Raw genomic sequence first — 14522 nt, forward strand, 5'->3', positions numbered from 1 at the left:
CCTGTGGGACGGCTCCTGTGTTTGCCTGTGTCATTTCTTGCAGAACTCGGCGTCCTTGCCGATGCCGCCGCACAACTCTTCCTTCGAGAAAAGGCCGGCATCGATGACGCTTGCCTGGACGGTCTCGGGCGTAATGAAGACGTTCGGTTCGAGGCGGGCCGGAACGCCACCCTCGGTGAAGTTGTTGGGCCAATTGCCGTTGACGACGCCCGCCGGCGCTTCTTCACCCTTGATCTTCGAGACGATCAACTGCACGGCGGCATCCGCCATTCCCTTGTAGGGGGGTGCCATGTCGGCGGCCTGCCATCCGAGCAGCACGCGCTGCACGCCTTCCAGCGTTGCGTCGTATCCGCCATAGACCTTGACCTTGCCGACCATATCCTGCGCGCTCAATGCGGCGATGACGCCGCCGCCAGTGTCGTCGTTCATCACCACGGCACCGTCCACCTCGTTGTTGGTCTTGGTGAGGCACTGCTCCATGTTCTTCTGGGCATTGGCGGCGAGATAAAGAAGCGCATCAGCCTGGCAGACGATCTCGACGGTGCCGTTGTCGATCAGCGGCTTCAGATATTTGTCGAAACCCTTCATTTGCTCGCTGTAGAAAGCAAATTTCGGATCGCCGAGCATATAGGCCAGGCGGACGGGACGATGCTCCGGCAGGTGCTCGGAGAGATATTTGCCCTGGGCTTCGCCGATATCGCTGAACGGCACGGAAACGTGGTAGGAGACCGGACCGGGGCCGGGATCGTGGGCATAGGTCACGATCGGCACGCCATCGGCTTCGGCCTTGGCGAGAATGCTCGCCGAGCGCGGCGGATCGACGGATACGAGGATAATACCCAGCGCGCCGCTGGCAAGCGCCGATTCAGCCTGCGAAACCTGCTGCTGCATGTCGTCGTTGGCGTTGAGAACCTGGAGCTCGATGCCCGGAGCATACTTCTTCATCGCTTCCGTCATGTTCGGGATGTCGAACTTGGCCCAGCGATTGGTGGTGACATTCGGCACCAGCAGATAGACTGTGCCGGAAGGCTCGGCGGCCATCGAGGGCACGGTGCCGAAGAGGGCAACGGCCGATAGCAGGGCGGCGGAGAGAGTTCTTTTCATTGGTCATTCCCCTTTTGTAATCCATATGGCCAGCCGGCCGCAGAAGACATAGATTTCACGATTATTTTTATTGCCTGAAGGGTGTCCGCCTTGCGGCGGATCGCTTCCTCCGTTTCATCAGGTGAGAACAGGCTATTGCGACGCCTTCGCCTGCTCAAGATAAGCACGGTCATTCCATCATGACTTTTTCTCATGCGGATTGGCTCGTGACGTTTGTCAAGAAGCGCGGCGTGTCCCCGGAGCCGGGTGGAGAACACAGGGGTTTGGATGCCGGAGGATAAAAAAGGCCCCGACGACGCAAAACGTCATCGGGGCCGGATTTGTCGTTCGGCATTTCGTCGTCATGCCTCGCCGGAAATCCCCGCATCAAGGCGGGCGATAGCCGGACAAGGCGTCGAAGCGTCAGGCAGCCAGCATCATATCGGCGGCCTTCTCGGCGATCATGATCGTTGCGGCATTGGTGTTGCCGCTGACCATGGTCGGCATGATCGACGCATCGGCGACGCGCAGTTTGGCGATGCCGTGAACGCGCAGCGTCTCATCGACCACCGCCATGGCATCCTGCCCCATCTTGGCGGTGCCGCAGGTGTGGTGGCCGATGCCGGAGCTGCTGCGGATATAGGCGTCCAGTTCCGCATCCGACCGGACATCGGCGCCCGGCGTCAGTTCCGGCCCGCGATAGGGTTCGAAAGCCTCTTGCGCAAAAATCTTGCGGGTGACCCGGATGGCTTCCCGCGTTATCGCCATATCGTATTCGGACGACAGGAAGTTCGGATCGAAGACCGGTGCCTCCTTCGGATCGGCCGATTTCAGCCACATCTTGCCACGGCTTTCCGGACGGTTCGGCCAGACATGCACCACATAGGAATGCCCCTCCAGCTTGTCGGCCCACGGCATCCAGATTTTCAGGCCCTGCCCCGGATAATAGGGAATGAACACCGCCTGGCATTCAGGCGCATCGACGCCGGGCTGGGTGCTGAAAAAACCACCGGCTTCCAGCGGACTCTGCGAAACCTGACCCTTTTTGAACAGCAGGCTGTTCATCATCGCCAGCGTCAGCGAATGGATACGCAGTGACGATGCCATGGACACCGGTTTCTTCGAACTGTGCGCCACCGACACGTTGACGTGATCCTGCAGGTTGGCGCCAACACCAGGCAGATGCTTGACGGCAGAAATGCCGAGTTTGCCGAGCGCTTCCTGATCGCCAATACCCGACAGCATCAGGATCTTCGGGGAATTGAACGAGCCGGCGGCAAGGACGATCTCGCGGTTGGCCCGCACCCGATGCACCGCGCCGCCCTTTTCGTATTCCACGGCCACAGCCACGCCGTTTTCGACCACCACCTTGTGGACGTTGGCTTTCACCTCGACCTTGAGGTTCGGCCGGCGCATGGCGGGGCGCAGGAATGTCTTTGCGGTCGTCTGGCGGCGCCCGCCGGCGATGTTGAAATCGTAGACGCCAAAACCGTCCTGTGATGCGCCGTTAAAATCGTTGTTCAGGGGATAACCGGCCTGCTGGCAGGCCTCCAGATAGGCCGTCGTCAACTCGCTGACCATCGGCGGCTTGGCGACGGGCATCGGTCCCTGGGTGCTGTGAAAGGCATTGTCGCCGCCGAAATATTGCTCCGACTTCCGGAAATACGGCAGCACATCCTCGAACGACCAGCCCGGGTTGCCAAGCTGGCGCCAGGTGTCGAAGTCGGAAGGGTTGCCGCGAATATATTGCGCGCCGTTGAAGATGAACGAGCCGCCCAGCATCTTGCCGCGCGGAAAATATTGGGTGCGCCCGTCCATGTTCTTCTGCGGCAGGCAGTTGTACGCCCAGTTATTACGCTTGAACGAAAACAGCTTGGCGGCCAGGAACGGCAGGTCGTAGGAGATTTCGCGGCCCGAGCCGCCGGCTTCCAGAAGCAGGACGCGGTCGCCGCGTGCGCTCAGCCGGTTGGCCAGGACGCTTCCGGCAGATCCGCCGCCAACGATGACAAAATCGAAATCTTCACTGTTCACGGCATCCGGCTCCACATTCGCTGTTCTTTCCTACCTCGCTTAAACCGGCCCCTCCATCAAGCCACGCGCACTCGTTCCTCCATGACTTTCAGTCATACTATGCCGTTCGTGCGCGGATCGAGACCGGCTGGGCCGTTACAGCGCCGTCTCGTGGCTCGCCGGGCTTACCGCCGATTTCGACCGCGAACCGGATTGCAGCGCGCCGCTTGCAAAGATCGAAACAAGGATCAAGGGCAGGCAGACGACATACACAGCCTTCATACCCCATGCTTCCGCCACGAAACCCAGAAGTGGCGGGGCGAGGAAAAACACGGCGAAGGCCATCTGCCCGACGGCGGCGACGTTGATGGCGGCCGGCCTGTCGGTCTTCTGGCTGGCGGCGGAAATTGCCATTGGATAAACGGCGCTGCAACCGCCGCCCATCAGGGCGAAGCCGGCCAGCGCAATATACTCATGCTCGGCCATCCAGACCATCGCCAGTCCGGCCGCCGCGACAACCAGAAGCACGCGCGCCACCACGCTGGCTCCGAAGCGATCGACGACGGGATCGATGGTCACCCGCGTCAGCGCCATGAAGAAGGCAAACAGCGTCAGGCCAGAGCCGCCGATGAACGGTTCGGATTGGAAGACGTCGCGCATGTAGATCGCCGACCAGTCGATCCCCGCCCCTTCCACCAGGCACGCCGAGATGCCGATGATGCACAGCGGCATCAGTGCAAGCGTGGGGAAGGCGACAAGCGGGGGTTTCTCCTCGTTGGCCACTACCGGCTTCGGTGCGTTGATCATGCCCTTGACGTTGACGACGGTGAGGCCGAACACGATAGCTGCAATGACGGCCATATGCGTCTGCATGGGAATCTCTGCATGGCGAATGAACGACGCCGTCACCGCGGTGACGAAAAACCCGATGCTCCAGAAACCATGCGAACGGTTCATGATGCTGAAACCGCATTGCGCTTCGATCCGGCCGATTTCGACGTTCAGCGTCAGTTCCAATGTTCCCGCCAGCAAACCTGCGAGAAACAGCGTACCGAAAACGAAGGGGGCGCTCGGCATCATCGGCGTGAAGGCCAGCAGAAGGGCGATCCCGGGTATGGCGATGGAGAGCGTCCGCTTGCTGCCCAGCCGGTCGATGATTGGCGCCGAGGCCGAAAGTGAAATCAGCGAACCGACCGCCAGGCCGATCAACGTCAGTCCAAGCTGTGCCTTGTCGATGCCAAGCCGTGTCTGGAGATCGGGGATACGGGCCATGAAGGCGCCGGTCGCAATCGCCAGCAGAAAGAAGGAGAGATACGGTCGTTGATGTGATGCTATCATCTGAAAAGGCTCGTAACTGCGGCGCGTCACCAGGCCCGGCGAGCGGCTTGCTCGAAGTCGGTGAGATCGCTGGTTTTCTTGACGTCGGTGGGAAAGAGGTCGGCCACATCGGGCGCGACGATTGCGAGGAATGGAATGCCGATCTTGCGGGCTGCATGAAACTCCGTCAAGGAGTCACCGACGGCAAGGCATTCGGAAGCCCGGGCATTTTCCATCTGCATGATGGCCAGGAACTCGGCATGCTTGGATCTGGGTGAGCCGGAAACCGTACGGAAATAGCGCGACAGCCCGCGGCGCTCGATGACGATTTTCAGGTCCTCCTCCGGCATGCCGGAAACCACATGCATCGGCACGACGTTTTCCAGCCGTGCCAAAAGCGGCTCGGCGCCGGGAATGCAGGCGCAGGAGAGCATGCCGGCCTCGATGATCTGCCCAAACCGGTCGCACAGACGGTTCACCGCTGCCTCGTCGCCCGGCCGGCCAAAAATCTCGCGCTCGAAATATTCGAATTTTTGCCGCCGGCCGATACCACCATGCCGTTGCTGGTAAGCTACGATCTCGGCCAGCTTTTCAGGTGGTTCGCCATTGTAAGCCTCTGCAAAGGCCATGGTTTTCAGGCGTGCGGAGTCCAGGATCACGCCGTCGAAGTCGAAGATGATGGTTTTGAAGCGATCGAGATAGGGCATGTCATCCTCCGGCTGCAGACGGGCACGGAAGCGGTTTGCTGCGGCAGTGCCGTACCCGATTCGAGATGCAATGGGCACCGCCCGTTACCGGGAATATGTCGGCCTCACCGAAACATTCTCATTCTCAGCAAGGCCGCACCTCGCCCCTCATGCCATCTATTTCATTCGAATTGTAAACGTTTACATGATTTCTATCAATCCATTCCATCTCACGCCGAATTCTTGCGACGATTGAAATCTGGCAAAATATAACCAATATGCGCAATCATGCCGACGAGGATCCGGGCGGCGAGGAGCAATCCATGAAAATCAAAGGTCAGGGCGGTCGCGGTGTGACCGTCCACGACGTGGCGAAGCTCGCGAACGTATCGATTGCCACTGTTTCCCGGGTGTTGAACAAGCCGGAGACGGTCAACAAGGAGATGTCCGAGCGGGTACTGCAAGCGGCAGCCCAGCTTGGATATACGACAAACTCTGCCGGCAAGGCGCTGCGGCTGGCGCGGACCCGCACCATCGGGACGCTCCTGCCCCGCCTCGATGATCCGATTTTTTCGGAATTGGCGCATGGCATACAAGAAACGCTTTTCGCGCAGGAATATGCCGGATTTCTCCAGACGTCCGGCTATGACAATACGAGGATATTCGATGCAGCCTTGCGGTTATTCAATCGCGGCGCCGAAGGTTTGCTTGTATTCGGCCGAGTAGACGACGAACGTCTTCTGGAATTTATTGCTAAAAACCCGATTCCCGTTCTTCAGGTCTACTCCTATCTCGAAGACCACCCCCTCCCCTCGGTCGGCATCGACAACGCGCGGTGCACCCAGAAGATCGCCGAACTCATGCTGCAGTTCGGACATAAGCACGTCGCCCTTATTTCCGGCCCCACCCGGGGCAACGATCGGCAACAAGCACGCCTGAACGCCTACGAAAAAATCATGCGCGACAATGGCCTGAATACGGTCGTGCAGGTCGTTCAACCCGGTTACACGATCAATGACGGCGGCATGGCTTTCCGCCGGATCATCGAGCAAAATCCAAATGTTACTTCCGTCATGTGCAACACGGACCTGTTGGCGTGCGGCGTGCTTTCGGAATGCCGCAAGCTTGGCATCGAGGTGCCGCGGCAACTTTCGGTCAGCGGTTTTGAAGATGTCAGCTTCGCCCCCCTGCTCTATCAACCGCTGACCACGCTGTCGGTCCCGTCAGGTGATATCGGCCGCCATGCAGCCCGGGCGATGATCGCGAATCTCGAGCATGGCGAAAGCCTCACGTCGATGCAGTTCGAGGCAAGCCTGATCCTGCGCGATTCCGTTGCCGCAGCCCCCAAGGCTTCCGATCGCGCGGCGTGACGTGGCCGAAAACGTTGATTGACGTCTTTTGAGAAAACGTTTACTGATAATCTCGTGAGTTCGAGGTCATCAGTCTCGACCCGATAGAACTGACGGGGATGGCGAGAAATGCGTTTCAGCAGAATGATCAATGTCGTCGGCGCCCATGCGGCCGGCGAGTTGAACGAGGTGATAACCGGCGGCGTGCTTGCCGTTCCGGGCACCACCATGTTCGAGAAAATGCAATATCTCGAAAAGCACGGCGACGACCTGCGCCAGTTCCTGTTACATGAGCCGCGCGGCAAGGTCTCCCAATGCGTCAATCTCGTGCTGCCCTCCGCCCATCCGGATGCCGATGCCGGCTTCATCATCATGGAATCGGAATTTTACGTTCCGATGTCAGGCACCAACACGATCTGCACCGCGACCGTGCTTCTGGAAACCGGCATGGTGCCGATGGTCGAGCCGGTCACCACCCTGACGTTGGAAGCGCCGGCGGGTCTGGTGCGCGTTACCGCGGCATGCGCCGGCGGGAAATGCGAAAGCATCACCTTCGACAACGTCCCGGCTTTCACCATGGCGCTCGACCGGACGATCGAGGTGCCCGGCCTGGGATCGATGGTGGTCGATGTCGCATATGGCGGCATGATCTATGTCCTCGTCGATGCGCAGAAACTGGGTTACGGCATTACTCCCGATGAAGCGTCGGAACTGGTCGAGGTCGGTGAAACGATCAAGCGCGCGGCCGCGGAGCAGATCCCGGCCGTGCATCCGGAAAACCCTGACATCCACACCATCAACCAGACGCTTTTTTCCGGGCCGCTCCGCGAGGAAAACGGCATCAAGCGCTCGAAGAACACCGTGATCGTCTCGCCCGGGCGGCACGACCGCTCGCCCTGCGGCACCGGTACGAGCGCCCGGTTGGCGGTGATGCATGCCAAGGGCCAGATCGCTGTCGGAGAGAAATTCGTGCACGAGTCGATCCTCGGCACGGAATTCATCGGCGAAATCCTCGGAACGACCACCGTGGCAGACCGGACGGCCGTTCGCCCGGCAATCACCGGTTCGGCCTGGATCACCGCGTTCCACCAGTATGTCCTCGACCCGCGCGACCCATTCCCGACCGGTTACAAGCTCGGCGATACCTGGAAGACGCCGACCTAGGCTCGTCGCCACGGTTTCCAACAGTCGCACAAGGAGAAATGAGAATGGAACAGAAAGCCGAAGACCTGGGAACGAAGGGCGACGTGCTGATCCTCAAGCCGGAAGAGGGAAAAAATTTTTGGCAACCGGTGCCCGCCAACGGTCATATCTCGGTGCGGATTTCCCCCGATTCCGTTGGCGTCGAAACGCCGTTCAGCCTCGGAACGCAAACGCTTCCGCCACAGGGCTATGTGCGCGAGCACGCCCATCCGGTGCATGACGAAGTGCTGCATTTCATCTCCGGTTCCGGCAAGGCCGTTGTCGAGGGCGTGGAATATGTCGCCGAGCCGGGCGTGACGATTTTCGTCGGCCGCAATCGCAAGCACATGTTCATCAACACTTCCGCGGATCAGGAGCTTCATTGGCTCTGGTTCATCCAGCCGAACGGCCTTGAACACTTCTTCGAGGAAATCGGCCGGCCGATGTTACCGGGTGAAAAAGCGCCGGAGCCGTTTGCGCGGCCGGACAACGTCCTGGAAATCGAGCAACGCACCGCCTTCGTCGCGGCTGACAAGCTCTAGAGTTTTGTTTTTGCCGCATTGTCCGGCGGGCAGGCGCATTGCTTCAGCCGGACATGTCCCAAACGTCGAGAAGAAACATGCCCATAGTGTCGGTATCCGATGGATGCCGGGTGACGTATGACGTCTCCGGCCAAGGCGAAGCCTTGCTGCTCATTCCCGGCCTCGGGGGAGCGGCGAGTTTCTGGAACGACATCGTTCCCCTGCTCACGGACCATTTCCGGGTCATCGCCTTCGATCATCGCGGCACGGGGCGCAGCGACAGGCCCGAAGGCGCCTATTCGATTTCCCGGATCGCCGCCGATGCCATCGCAATCCTGGACGCTGAAAACATCGGGTCAGCGCATGTCGTCGGCCATTCGACGGGTGGAATGGTGGCGCAATACATCGCGCTCGATGCGCCCGAACGGGTAAAAACGCTCGTCATCAGCGGCAGCTGGGAAAAGCCGGATGCCCGCTTCGTGGCGATGTTCGAAGCCCGGCTCGCCGTGCTTCGCGAAGCGGGGCCGAGAGTTTATCAGAAGCTGACCCATGCCATCGGTTTTCCGGCGCGCTTTCTCGAGCAGAACAGGGAATTGTTGCAAAGAGCCGTCGACAATGCCGCGGCGGCACTGTCGCCCTTGTCGGTGGCGCAAGCACGCATCGAGATGCTTCTCACCGACGAACGAAGCGAGGATCTTGCAAGGATCGTTGCCCCGACACTGGTGATCGGCGCGACCGACGATGCCTTGATCCCCTTTTCCCACAGCCAGGAACTGGCGGCAGCGATCCCCGACGCCCGTCTGGCGGTGATCGACGGCGCTCACTTCTTCCCCCGTGTCCATCCGGCGGATTACGCGGGCATGGTGCGGCAGTTCCTGGAGGAAAGACATGAATAGAGATCCCGGCAAGGTCGCCGTCATCGGCTTTGGTGCCATGGCGCGCAGCTTGCGCGATTCCCTGAACAGGTCCGGTAGCGATATCAAGATCACCGCAGGGCTGATATCGAAGGGAGCCGATGTCGAGCACGACGGCATCGTGTTTTTCCGAGACGTCGATGCGCTGATACAGTGGGGACCATCGGTCGTCGTCGAATGCGCCAGCCACGCAGCAGTCCGAGACTGTGTACCGACGCTGCTGCGGGCCGGGATTGATGTCATCGTCGTCTCCATCGGCAGTCTCGGCGATGCGGCACTGCTGAATGCCCTCGATAGGGCTGCTGAACACGGCAAGAGCCGCTTGACGGTCGTTTCCGGCGCGGTTGGCGGGCTGGACGCGCTGCGGGCGGCAAAACTCGCCGGGCTCGACCGCGTGGTCTACACCGGGACCAAGCCTCCAGCCGCCTGGAAGGGCAGCCCGGCAGAAAAAAGCTGCGATCTTTCCGCGCTCGCGCAGCGAACCGTGATTTTCGAGGGCAACGCCCGCGAGGCCTCGTCCCTGTACCCCAAGAACGCCAATGTCACGGCTGCGGTGGCGCTTGCAGGTGTCGGCTTCGACGAGACGGCCGTGACCCTCGTTGCCGACCCCGCAGCGGATGGCAACAGCCATCACGTCAGTGCGGTGGGTTCGTTCGGCAGTTTCGATATCGTGCTCCACAACAAGCCGCTGCCCGACAACCCGAAAACATCCTGGCTCGCCGCCCTCAGCGTCGAGCAGGCTCTCCGTCGTCATTTCCAGAGAATAGAACTGTGAGGTCCACCATGCGTCTTCAGGATAAAATCGCAATCGTCACCGGCGCCGGCGCCGGCATCGGCGCAGCCACAGCGGAGGTTTTCGTCCGTGAAGGCGCGAAGGTTGTCGTCGCCGATTTTAACGGCGATGCCGCCAACAGCGTGGCGGAAGCGTTAGGCCAGAATGCCATCGGCTGCAAGGTCGACGTCCGCAACAGCGCCGAAGTCAAGGCGATGGTCGATCTTGCCGTATCCACATTCGGCGGCCTCGACATCATCGTCAACAATGCCGGCCGCGGCATGATCGGCACGGTGGAAACCACCGGGGAGGACGATTGGGACGATATCGTCGCCGTCAACCTCAAGGGTGTCTATCTCTGCTCCAAATACGCCGTGCCCGCACTTCGCGCGCGCGGCGGCGGCAGCATCGTCAACACCGCCTCGAACATCGTTACGTTCGGCATCAAGGATCGCGCTGCTTATGTCGCCGCCAAGGGTGGCGTCAGCGCCCTCACCCGTGCCATGGCCCTCGACCATGCGGACGACAACATCCGGGTCAATTCGGTCGCCCCCGGTGTGATCTGGTCGAACTATTACGACAAGATGCTCAAGGAGGTCGCCGATCCGGACGCCTTCGTCCGTGGCCTCAAGGCTCGTTCGCCGATGGCCCGCGTCGGCCAGCCGGATGATATCGCCAAGGCCATCCTCTATCTTGCCAGCGACGAATCCACCTTTGCTACCGGATCGATGATGACGATCGATGGCGGTGCCTCGGCCTGGTGAGCTCGGTCAGCATTTTCAGGGGAACCAGACGATGCTTTTGGAAGAGCGAGACTACAGGATCCGGGCCGGTTTCCTCGGTGATTTCGTCGATTGTTACATGCGGCTCGGCCTGCCGATCCAGCGCGCCCATCTCGGAGAACCCGTCGGCTTCTTTACCTCCGATATCGGCGAGTTGAACCATTTCGTCTCGATGTGGCGCTGGCAGGATCTGGGCGAACGCACGGCACGGCGGGAGAAAATGCTGGCCGACCCGGATTGGTCCGGCTACCTCGCCAGTATCAAGGGCCTGGTCGACACGCAAACGATCCGTTTCCTTGCGCCGACCCCCTTCTCTCCCCTAACGTGATGGCCGAAACAGAAGCGAGAAACCATGCAATACGTCAAAGAAACGCTGGCGCTGACCCATGCCGGCGCCCTCAAGGCCCTTACCGCTGCCGTGACCTTCGCAGAAGAAATGGCCGTGCCTCAATGCATCTTCATCGTCGACAGCAGCGGTGAAACGCTTGCCAGCGTCAGGATGGATGGTGCCAAATATCTGAGCATGCGGACGGCGCTTTCGAAAGCCCGGACCGCCGCGTCGATCAATGCGCCGACCGGAAGCATGGCTTTCGAATTCGGCACCTCGGCCGGTATCGCCTCGCAGGGCGGTGTCACGCCTCTGCCCGGCGGCCTGCCCATCCGATTTGGTGGAAAGCTTGCCGGCGCGATCGGCGTCGGGTCCGGCACGGGAGATCAGGATTTTGCCGTGGCACGGGCAGCACTGGCCGCCATCGGCGCCGATGCTCTCTGACATCGAAACCACCTTGCTGTGCGGGATTTGACTGAACCCGGCAATGTCCAAAAGGCGCATTGCCGGGCTCAGCGTCTTCCACCCAAGGCAAAAATCACGCGACGGCTTGTGCGCCGGTAATTTCGACCAGCGAACCACACATGAAGGCAGCCTCTTCCGATGCCAGGAATGCGACGAGTGCGGCAACCTCCTCGGGTTTGCCGATCCGGCCGTAGGGCACCAGTTTGTCCAGATCGGCGATGGTGCGCCCGGAGCGCCGTACGCCCGCCTCGAGCATCGGCGTGTGGATCTCTCCCGGGCAGACTGCGTTGACGCGGATCTTGTCCGGCGCGTAGTCGCGGGCAAGGTTCTGCGTGAAGGCGGCGACGGCGGCTTTCGTCGTGTTGTAGGCAATATGGTTGGGGGCGGGATAGAGGCCCCACTGAGACGCGGTGTTGACGATGGCGCCACCGCCGGCGGCGATCATGTGCGGAAGCGTGGCGCGGCATAGGTTGAACATCGAGTCGAGGTTGACGGTAAAACTGATGTCCCAGTCCTCATCCGAGAGGGACAGGAGATTGCCGCGCCGGTTGATCCCGGCATTGTTGACGAGGACGTCGAGACGGCCCTCCAGCTGGAAGGCTTTTTCGACAAGCGTGAAGCAGGCTTCCTTCCTGGAAATATCGGCAGCGATGGCGGTGGCCTTGCCGCCCTCGGCCTCAATCGCCGTCACGACGATCCCGGCCGCTTCGGCGTTGACATCGGTCACCACGACATGGGCGCCTTCGGCGGCCAGGCGGCGCGCAATCGCCGAGCCGATACCGCCGCCGGCACCCGTTACCACCGCAACCTTGTTTTCGAACCGTTTCATGAGACATTTCCTCTGTTCTATCGAATGTAACTGCCGCCGTTGACATCGAGTGTCGCGCCGTTGAGCGAGGCCTGCGATGGCCGCAGGATGAATGCGACCAGTTCCGCCACCTCCTGCGGCGCGGCCATTTCGCCAATGGGAATGTCTGCCACGGCCGCAGCCTTGCCATGAGCGGCGACAAAATCTTCCGCCATGTCGGTGCGAACCCAGCCGGGGGCGATCGCCATCGCCGTGATGCCGTCTGCGCCAAAACTGCGGGCGATCGATTTCGTCAGGTTGACGAGCGCTGCCTTGGTGGCGCCGTAGGGCATGGCGTCGGCCGCATAGCCGCGCTGCCCCGCCCGGCTTGCCATGTTGACGATGCGACCGCCGCCATTCGCCTTGAAATGGCCGATCGCTTCCTTGCAAAGGTCGGCGGCAGCAAAGAAATTGATCTGGAATTCCTTCTGCCAGGCAGCCCTCCAGTCCTCGGCGGATGCCTCGACGGAGATCTCGGTGCGGATGCCGGCATTGTTGACGAGCCCGTGAATGCGCCCGGCGGCGGCAACCGCTTGCTGCCACAGGCGAAAGGGGCCTTCCGCGGCGGAAAGGTCGGCCTGTACGATCCATCCATCACCACCGATGCGGGAAAGCAAGGCTTCGGCCCCTGCCCGGTCGCGGCCGTAATGGATGATCGGCCGGGCGCCTTCGCCGGCAAGGCGTTCGACGATGGCAGCACCGATGCCGCCTGAAGCGCCGGTGACGAGAATGGCTTGTCCTGCAAGCGGCTGGGTCATGGCGTTTCCCTCACTTGATGTACCAGCCCCAAGGCTTGTCGGTGACGTATTTGGTGATCTGCTTCGTCTCGAGATAGTTTTCGAGACCCCAGCGGCCGAGTTCGCGGCCGATGCCGGACTGCTTGTAGCCACCCCACGGCGCTTCCGTGAACGTCGGCTGGGAACAATTGATCCAGACGATGCCGGCCCGGAACGCCGCAGCAACCCGTTCCGCCCGGACATCGTCCTTGGACATAACCGCGGCGGCAAGGCCGAAGCGGGAATTGTTGGCCAGGTCGATGGCCTCCTCTTCCGTCGCAAAAGGCCGGACGCAGACCACCGGTCCAAAAATCTCCTCGACCCAGGCATCGCTGTCGAGCGGAACGTCGGTCAGGATCGTCGGGCGAAGATAATATCCCTTGTCGAAACCGTCCGGGCGGGTGCCGCCACACGCAACCGTCGCCCCGGCTTTGCGGGCATTTTCGATGGCGGAAAGCACCTGCTCGTACTGACGCTTGGAGACAAGCGGCCCGAGAAGGACGCCCTCATCGAGACCGTTGCCGATCTTAATCCTGTCGGCTTCCTCGACGAGCCGGGCGAGCAGCCGTTCGTAAATCGCTTCATGCACCAGGACGCGAGAAGTCGCGGAGCAGACCTGGCCCTGGTTCCAGAAGATGCCGAACATGATCCATTCGACGGCCTCGTCGATGTCGGCATCCTCGAAGATGACGAAGGGTGACTTGCCGCCGAGTTCGAGGCTGATGCGCTTGATGTCGCGGGCGGCGGCCGCCATGATCTTCGAGCCGACCGGCCCGGAGCCGGTAAACGCCAGCTTGTCGACGCCCTCGTGGTCGATGATCGCCTGGCCGGCAACGGAACCGGCCCCGGTGACGATATTCAGCACGCCGGCGGGCAATCCCGCCTCGTCGGCGATGGCAGCCAGTTCGAGCGCCGTCAGCGATGTCAGTTCCGCCGGTTTGAGGACGACGGTGCAGCCGGCCGCAAGGGCCGGCGCGACCTTCCAGGCGGCCATCAGCAAGGGATAATTCCAGGGAATGATGGCGCCGGCGACGCCGATCGGTTCCTTCACCGCTTTCGAGATAAACCTGTCATCGCCAAGCGTGATCACCTCTGCGGGGTTGTTGTCGAGCTGTTCGGCAAGGCCGGCATAAAAATCGAAGCAGCCGGCGGCATCGGCGACATCCCAGTCCGCCTCTGGAAGCGGCTTTCCGTTGTCGAGAACTTCCAGCCGGGCGATCTCCGCCTGCCGGGCGCGAATACCGTCGGCAATCGCCCGCAGATAAGCCGCGCGCCTTGCGCCGGAAAGTTTTGGCCAACCGTCCTTGTCGAAGGCACGTCGTGCTGCCTTGACGGCGATATCGACGTCTTCCGTTGTGGCTGCGGCAATCGTCTGGATGAACTCCTCCGTTGCCGGATTTATCACGTCTGCAGTGCCGCCCTTGAGGGGCTTGACCCATTTGCCATCGATGTAGAGTTCGTTGCGCATTGTCTGTTCCTTCCTGCCGGAC

At 61.2% G+C, this 14522-nt stretch carries 15 protein-coding genes; 8 read left to right on the plus strand and 7 right to left on the minus strand.

Going from position 1 to position 14522, the window contains the following annotated elements; genetic code table 11:
* Positions 1–30: 30 nt before the first annotated feature.
* From ACSQ3I_RS04800 to ACSQ3I_RS04815, 4 genes are all read right to left on the minus strand, one after another.
* Positions 31–1104 carry a substrate-binding domain-containing protein gene (locus tag ACSQ3I_RS04800; RefSeq protein ID WP_435996558.1) on the minus strand — a complete coding sequence of 358 codons (1074 nt, stop codon included), beginning with the start codon at positions 1102–1104 and terminating at the stop codon, positions 31–33.
* Between the two features lie 402 nt (positions 1105–1506).
* Positions 1507–3114, minus strand: a complete 1608-nt coding sequence (locus ACSQ3I_RS04805; RefSeq protein ID WP_435996560.1) for a GMC family oxidoreductase — start codon at positions 3112–3114, stop codon at positions 1507–1509.
* Positions 3115–3249: 135 nt separating this feature from the next.
* Positions 3250–4431: an MFS transporter gene (locus tag ACSQ3I_RS04810; protein WP_435996561.1), complete on the minus strand. Its 1182-nt coding sequence runs from the start codon at positions 4429–4431 to the stop codon at positions 3250–3252.
* 26 nt (positions 4432–4457) lie between these two features.
* Complete coding sequence (locus ACSQ3I_RS04815) at positions 4458–5117, minus strand: HAD family hydrolase (RefSeq protein WP_435996563.1); 660 nt, start codon at positions 5115–5117, stop codon at positions 4458–4460.
* A gap of 257 nt (positions 5118–5374) precedes the next feature.
* Here ACSQ3I_RS04815 and ACSQ3I_RS04820 point away from each other — a divergent pair, with 257 nt between their 5' ends.
* From ACSQ3I_RS04820 to ACSQ3I_RS04855, 8 genes are all read left to right on the plus strand, one after another.
* The gene (locus tag ACSQ3I_RS04820) at positions 5375–6466 is read left to right on the plus strand and encodes a LacI family DNA-binding transcriptional regulator (protein ID WP_435996564.1); all 1092 of its coding nucleotides are present in this window, start codon (positions 5375–5377) and stop codon (positions 6464–6466) included.
* 108 nt (positions 6467–6574) lie between these two features.
* Positions 6575–7609: a proline racemase family protein gene (locus ACSQ3I_RS04825; RefSeq protein ID WP_435996566.1), complete on the plus strand. Its 1035-nt coding sequence runs from the start codon at positions 6575–6577 to the stop codon at positions 7607–7609.
* Positions 7610–7653: 44 nt separating this feature from the next.
* Positions 7654–8169, plus strand: coding sequence for a cupin domain-containing protein (locus ACSQ3I_RS04830; protein WP_435996568.1), 516 nt, complete (start codon positions 7654–7656; stop codon positions 8167–8169).
* A gap of 77 nt (positions 8170–8246) precedes the next feature.
* Positions 8247–9044 (plus strand): alpha/beta fold hydrolase, encoded by a 798-nt coding sequence (locus tag ACSQ3I_RS04835; protein WP_435996570.1) that lies wholly within the window; start codon positions 8247–8249, stop codon positions 9042–9044.
* Positions 9037–9837, plus strand: coding sequence for an aspartate dehydrogenase (locus tag ACSQ3I_RS04840; RefSeq protein ID WP_435996572.1), 801 nt, complete (start codon positions 9037–9039; stop codon positions 9835–9837). The genes ACSQ3I_RS04835 and ACSQ3I_RS04840 overlap by 8 nt, the downstream gene beginning before the upstream one ends.
* A gap of 8 nt (positions 9838–9845) precedes the next feature.
* Positions 9846–10598: an SDR family oxidoreductase gene (locus ACSQ3I_RS04845; protein WP_435996574.1), complete on the plus strand. Its 753-nt coding sequence runs from the start codon at positions 9846–9848 to the stop codon at positions 10596–10598.
* Between the two features lie 31 nt (positions 10599–10629).
* Positions 10630–10944, plus strand: a complete 315-nt coding sequence (locus tag ACSQ3I_RS04850; RefSeq protein ID WP_435996576.1) for an NIPSNAP family protein — start codon at positions 10630–10632, stop codon at positions 10942–10944.
* Positions 10945–10968: 24 nt separating this feature from the next.
* The gene (locus ACSQ3I_RS04855; RefSeq protein WP_435996577.1) at positions 10969–11388 is read left to right on the plus strand and encodes a GlcG/HbpS family heme-binding protein; all 420 of its coding nucleotides are present in this window, start codon (positions 10969–10971) and stop codon (positions 11386–11388) included.
* Positions 11389–11482: 94 nt separating this feature from the next.
* On the opposite strand, the gene ACSQ3I_RS04860 is transcribed toward ACSQ3I_RS04855, so the two are convergent.
* From ACSQ3I_RS04860 to ACSQ3I_RS04870, 3 genes are read right to left on the minus strand one after another with little or no spacing between them, the layout of a single operon-like run.
* A complete protein-coding gene (locus ACSQ3I_RS04860) occupies positions 11483–12238 on the minus strand; it encodes an SDR family NAD(P)-dependent oxidoreductase (protein ID WP_435996578.1) in 756 nt (251 codons plus the stop codon).
* A gap of 17 nt (positions 12239–12255) precedes the next feature.
* Entirely contained in the window at positions 12256–13014 is a 759-nt protein-coding gene (locus ACSQ3I_RS04865; protein ID WP_435996580.1) for an SDR family NAD(P)-dependent oxidoreductase, read from the minus strand.
* A gap of 10 nt (positions 13015–13024) precedes the next feature.
* Positions 13025–14500 carry an aldehyde dehydrogenase family protein gene (locus ACSQ3I_RS04870; RefSeq protein ID WP_435996582.1) on the minus strand — a complete coding sequence of 492 codons (1476 nt, stop codon included), beginning with the start codon at positions 14498–14500 and terminating at the stop codon, positions 13025–13027.
* Positions 14501–14522 lie beyond the last annotated feature (22 nt).

Origin of the sequence: Rhizobium sp. LjRoot30 (genome assembly GCF_964253915.1) — a bacterium.
In the GTDB taxonomy this organism is placed as follows: Bacteria; Pseudomonadota; Alphaproteobacteria; order Rhizobiales; family Rhizobiaceae; genus Metarhizobium.

What these genes read in the sequence shown, in the direction of transcription:
- ACSQ3I_RS04800 (WP_435996558.1), bottom strand. Translation starts at nt 1,104, where the DNA reads ATGAAAAGAACTCTCTCCGCCGCCCTGCTATCGGCCGTTGCCCTCTTC.
- ACSQ3I_RS04810 (WP_435996561.1), bottom strand. Translation starts at nt 4,431, where the DNA reads ATGATAGCATCACATCAACGACCGTATCTCTCCTTCTTTCTGCTGGCG.
- ACSQ3I_RS04815 (WP_435996563.1), bottom strand. Translation starts at nt 5,117, where the DNA reads ATGCCCTATCTCGATCGCTTCAAAACCATCATCTTCGACTTCGACGGC.
- ACSQ3I_RS04820 (WP_435996564.1), top strand. Translation starts at nt 5,375, where the DNA reads ATGCGCAATCATGCCGACGAGGATCCGGGCGGCGAGGAGCAATCCATG.
- ACSQ3I_RS04825 (WP_435996566.1), top strand. Translation starts at nt 6,575, where the DNA reads ATGCGTTTCAGCAGAATGATCAATGTCGTCGGCGCCCATGCGGCCGGC.
- ACSQ3I_RS04830 (WP_435996568.1), top strand. Translation starts at nt 7,654, where the DNA reads ATGGAACAGAAAGCCGAAGACCTGGGAACGAAGGGCGACGTGCTGATC.
- ACSQ3I_RS04835 (WP_435996570.1), top strand. Translation starts at nt 8,247, where the DNA reads ATGCCCATAGTGTCGGTATCCGATGGATGCCGGGTGACGTATGACGTC.
- ACSQ3I_RS04840 (WP_435996572.1), top strand. Translation starts at nt 9,037, where the DNA reads ATGAATAGAGATCCCGGCAAGGTCGCCGTCATCGGCTTTGGTGCCATG.
- ACSQ3I_RS04845 (WP_435996574.1), top strand. Translation starts at nt 9,846, where the DNA reads ATGCGTCTTCAGGATAAAATCGCAATCGTCACCGGCGCCGGCGCCGGC.
- ACSQ3I_RS04850 (WP_435996576.1), top strand. Translation starts at nt 10,630, where the DNA reads ATGCTTTTGGAAGAGCGAGACTACAGGATCCGGGCCGGTTTCCTCGGT.
- ACSQ3I_RS04855 (WP_435996577.1), top strand. Translation starts at nt 10,969, where the DNA reads ATGCAATACGTCAAAGAAACGCTGGCGCTGACCCATGCCGGCGCCCTC.
- ACSQ3I_RS04860 (WP_435996578.1), bottom strand. Translation starts at nt 12,238, where the DNA reads ATGAAACGGTTCGAAAACAAGGTTGCGGTGGTAACGGGTGCCGGCGGC.
- ACSQ3I_RS04865 (WP_435996580.1), bottom strand. Translation starts at nt 13,014, where the DNA reads ATGACCCAGCCGCTTGCAGGACAAGCCATTCTCGTCACCGGCGCTTCA.
- ACSQ3I_RS04870 (WP_435996582.1), bottom strand. Translation starts at nt 14,500, where the DNA reads ATGCGCAACGAACTCTACATCGATGGCAAATGGGTCAAGCCCCTCAAG.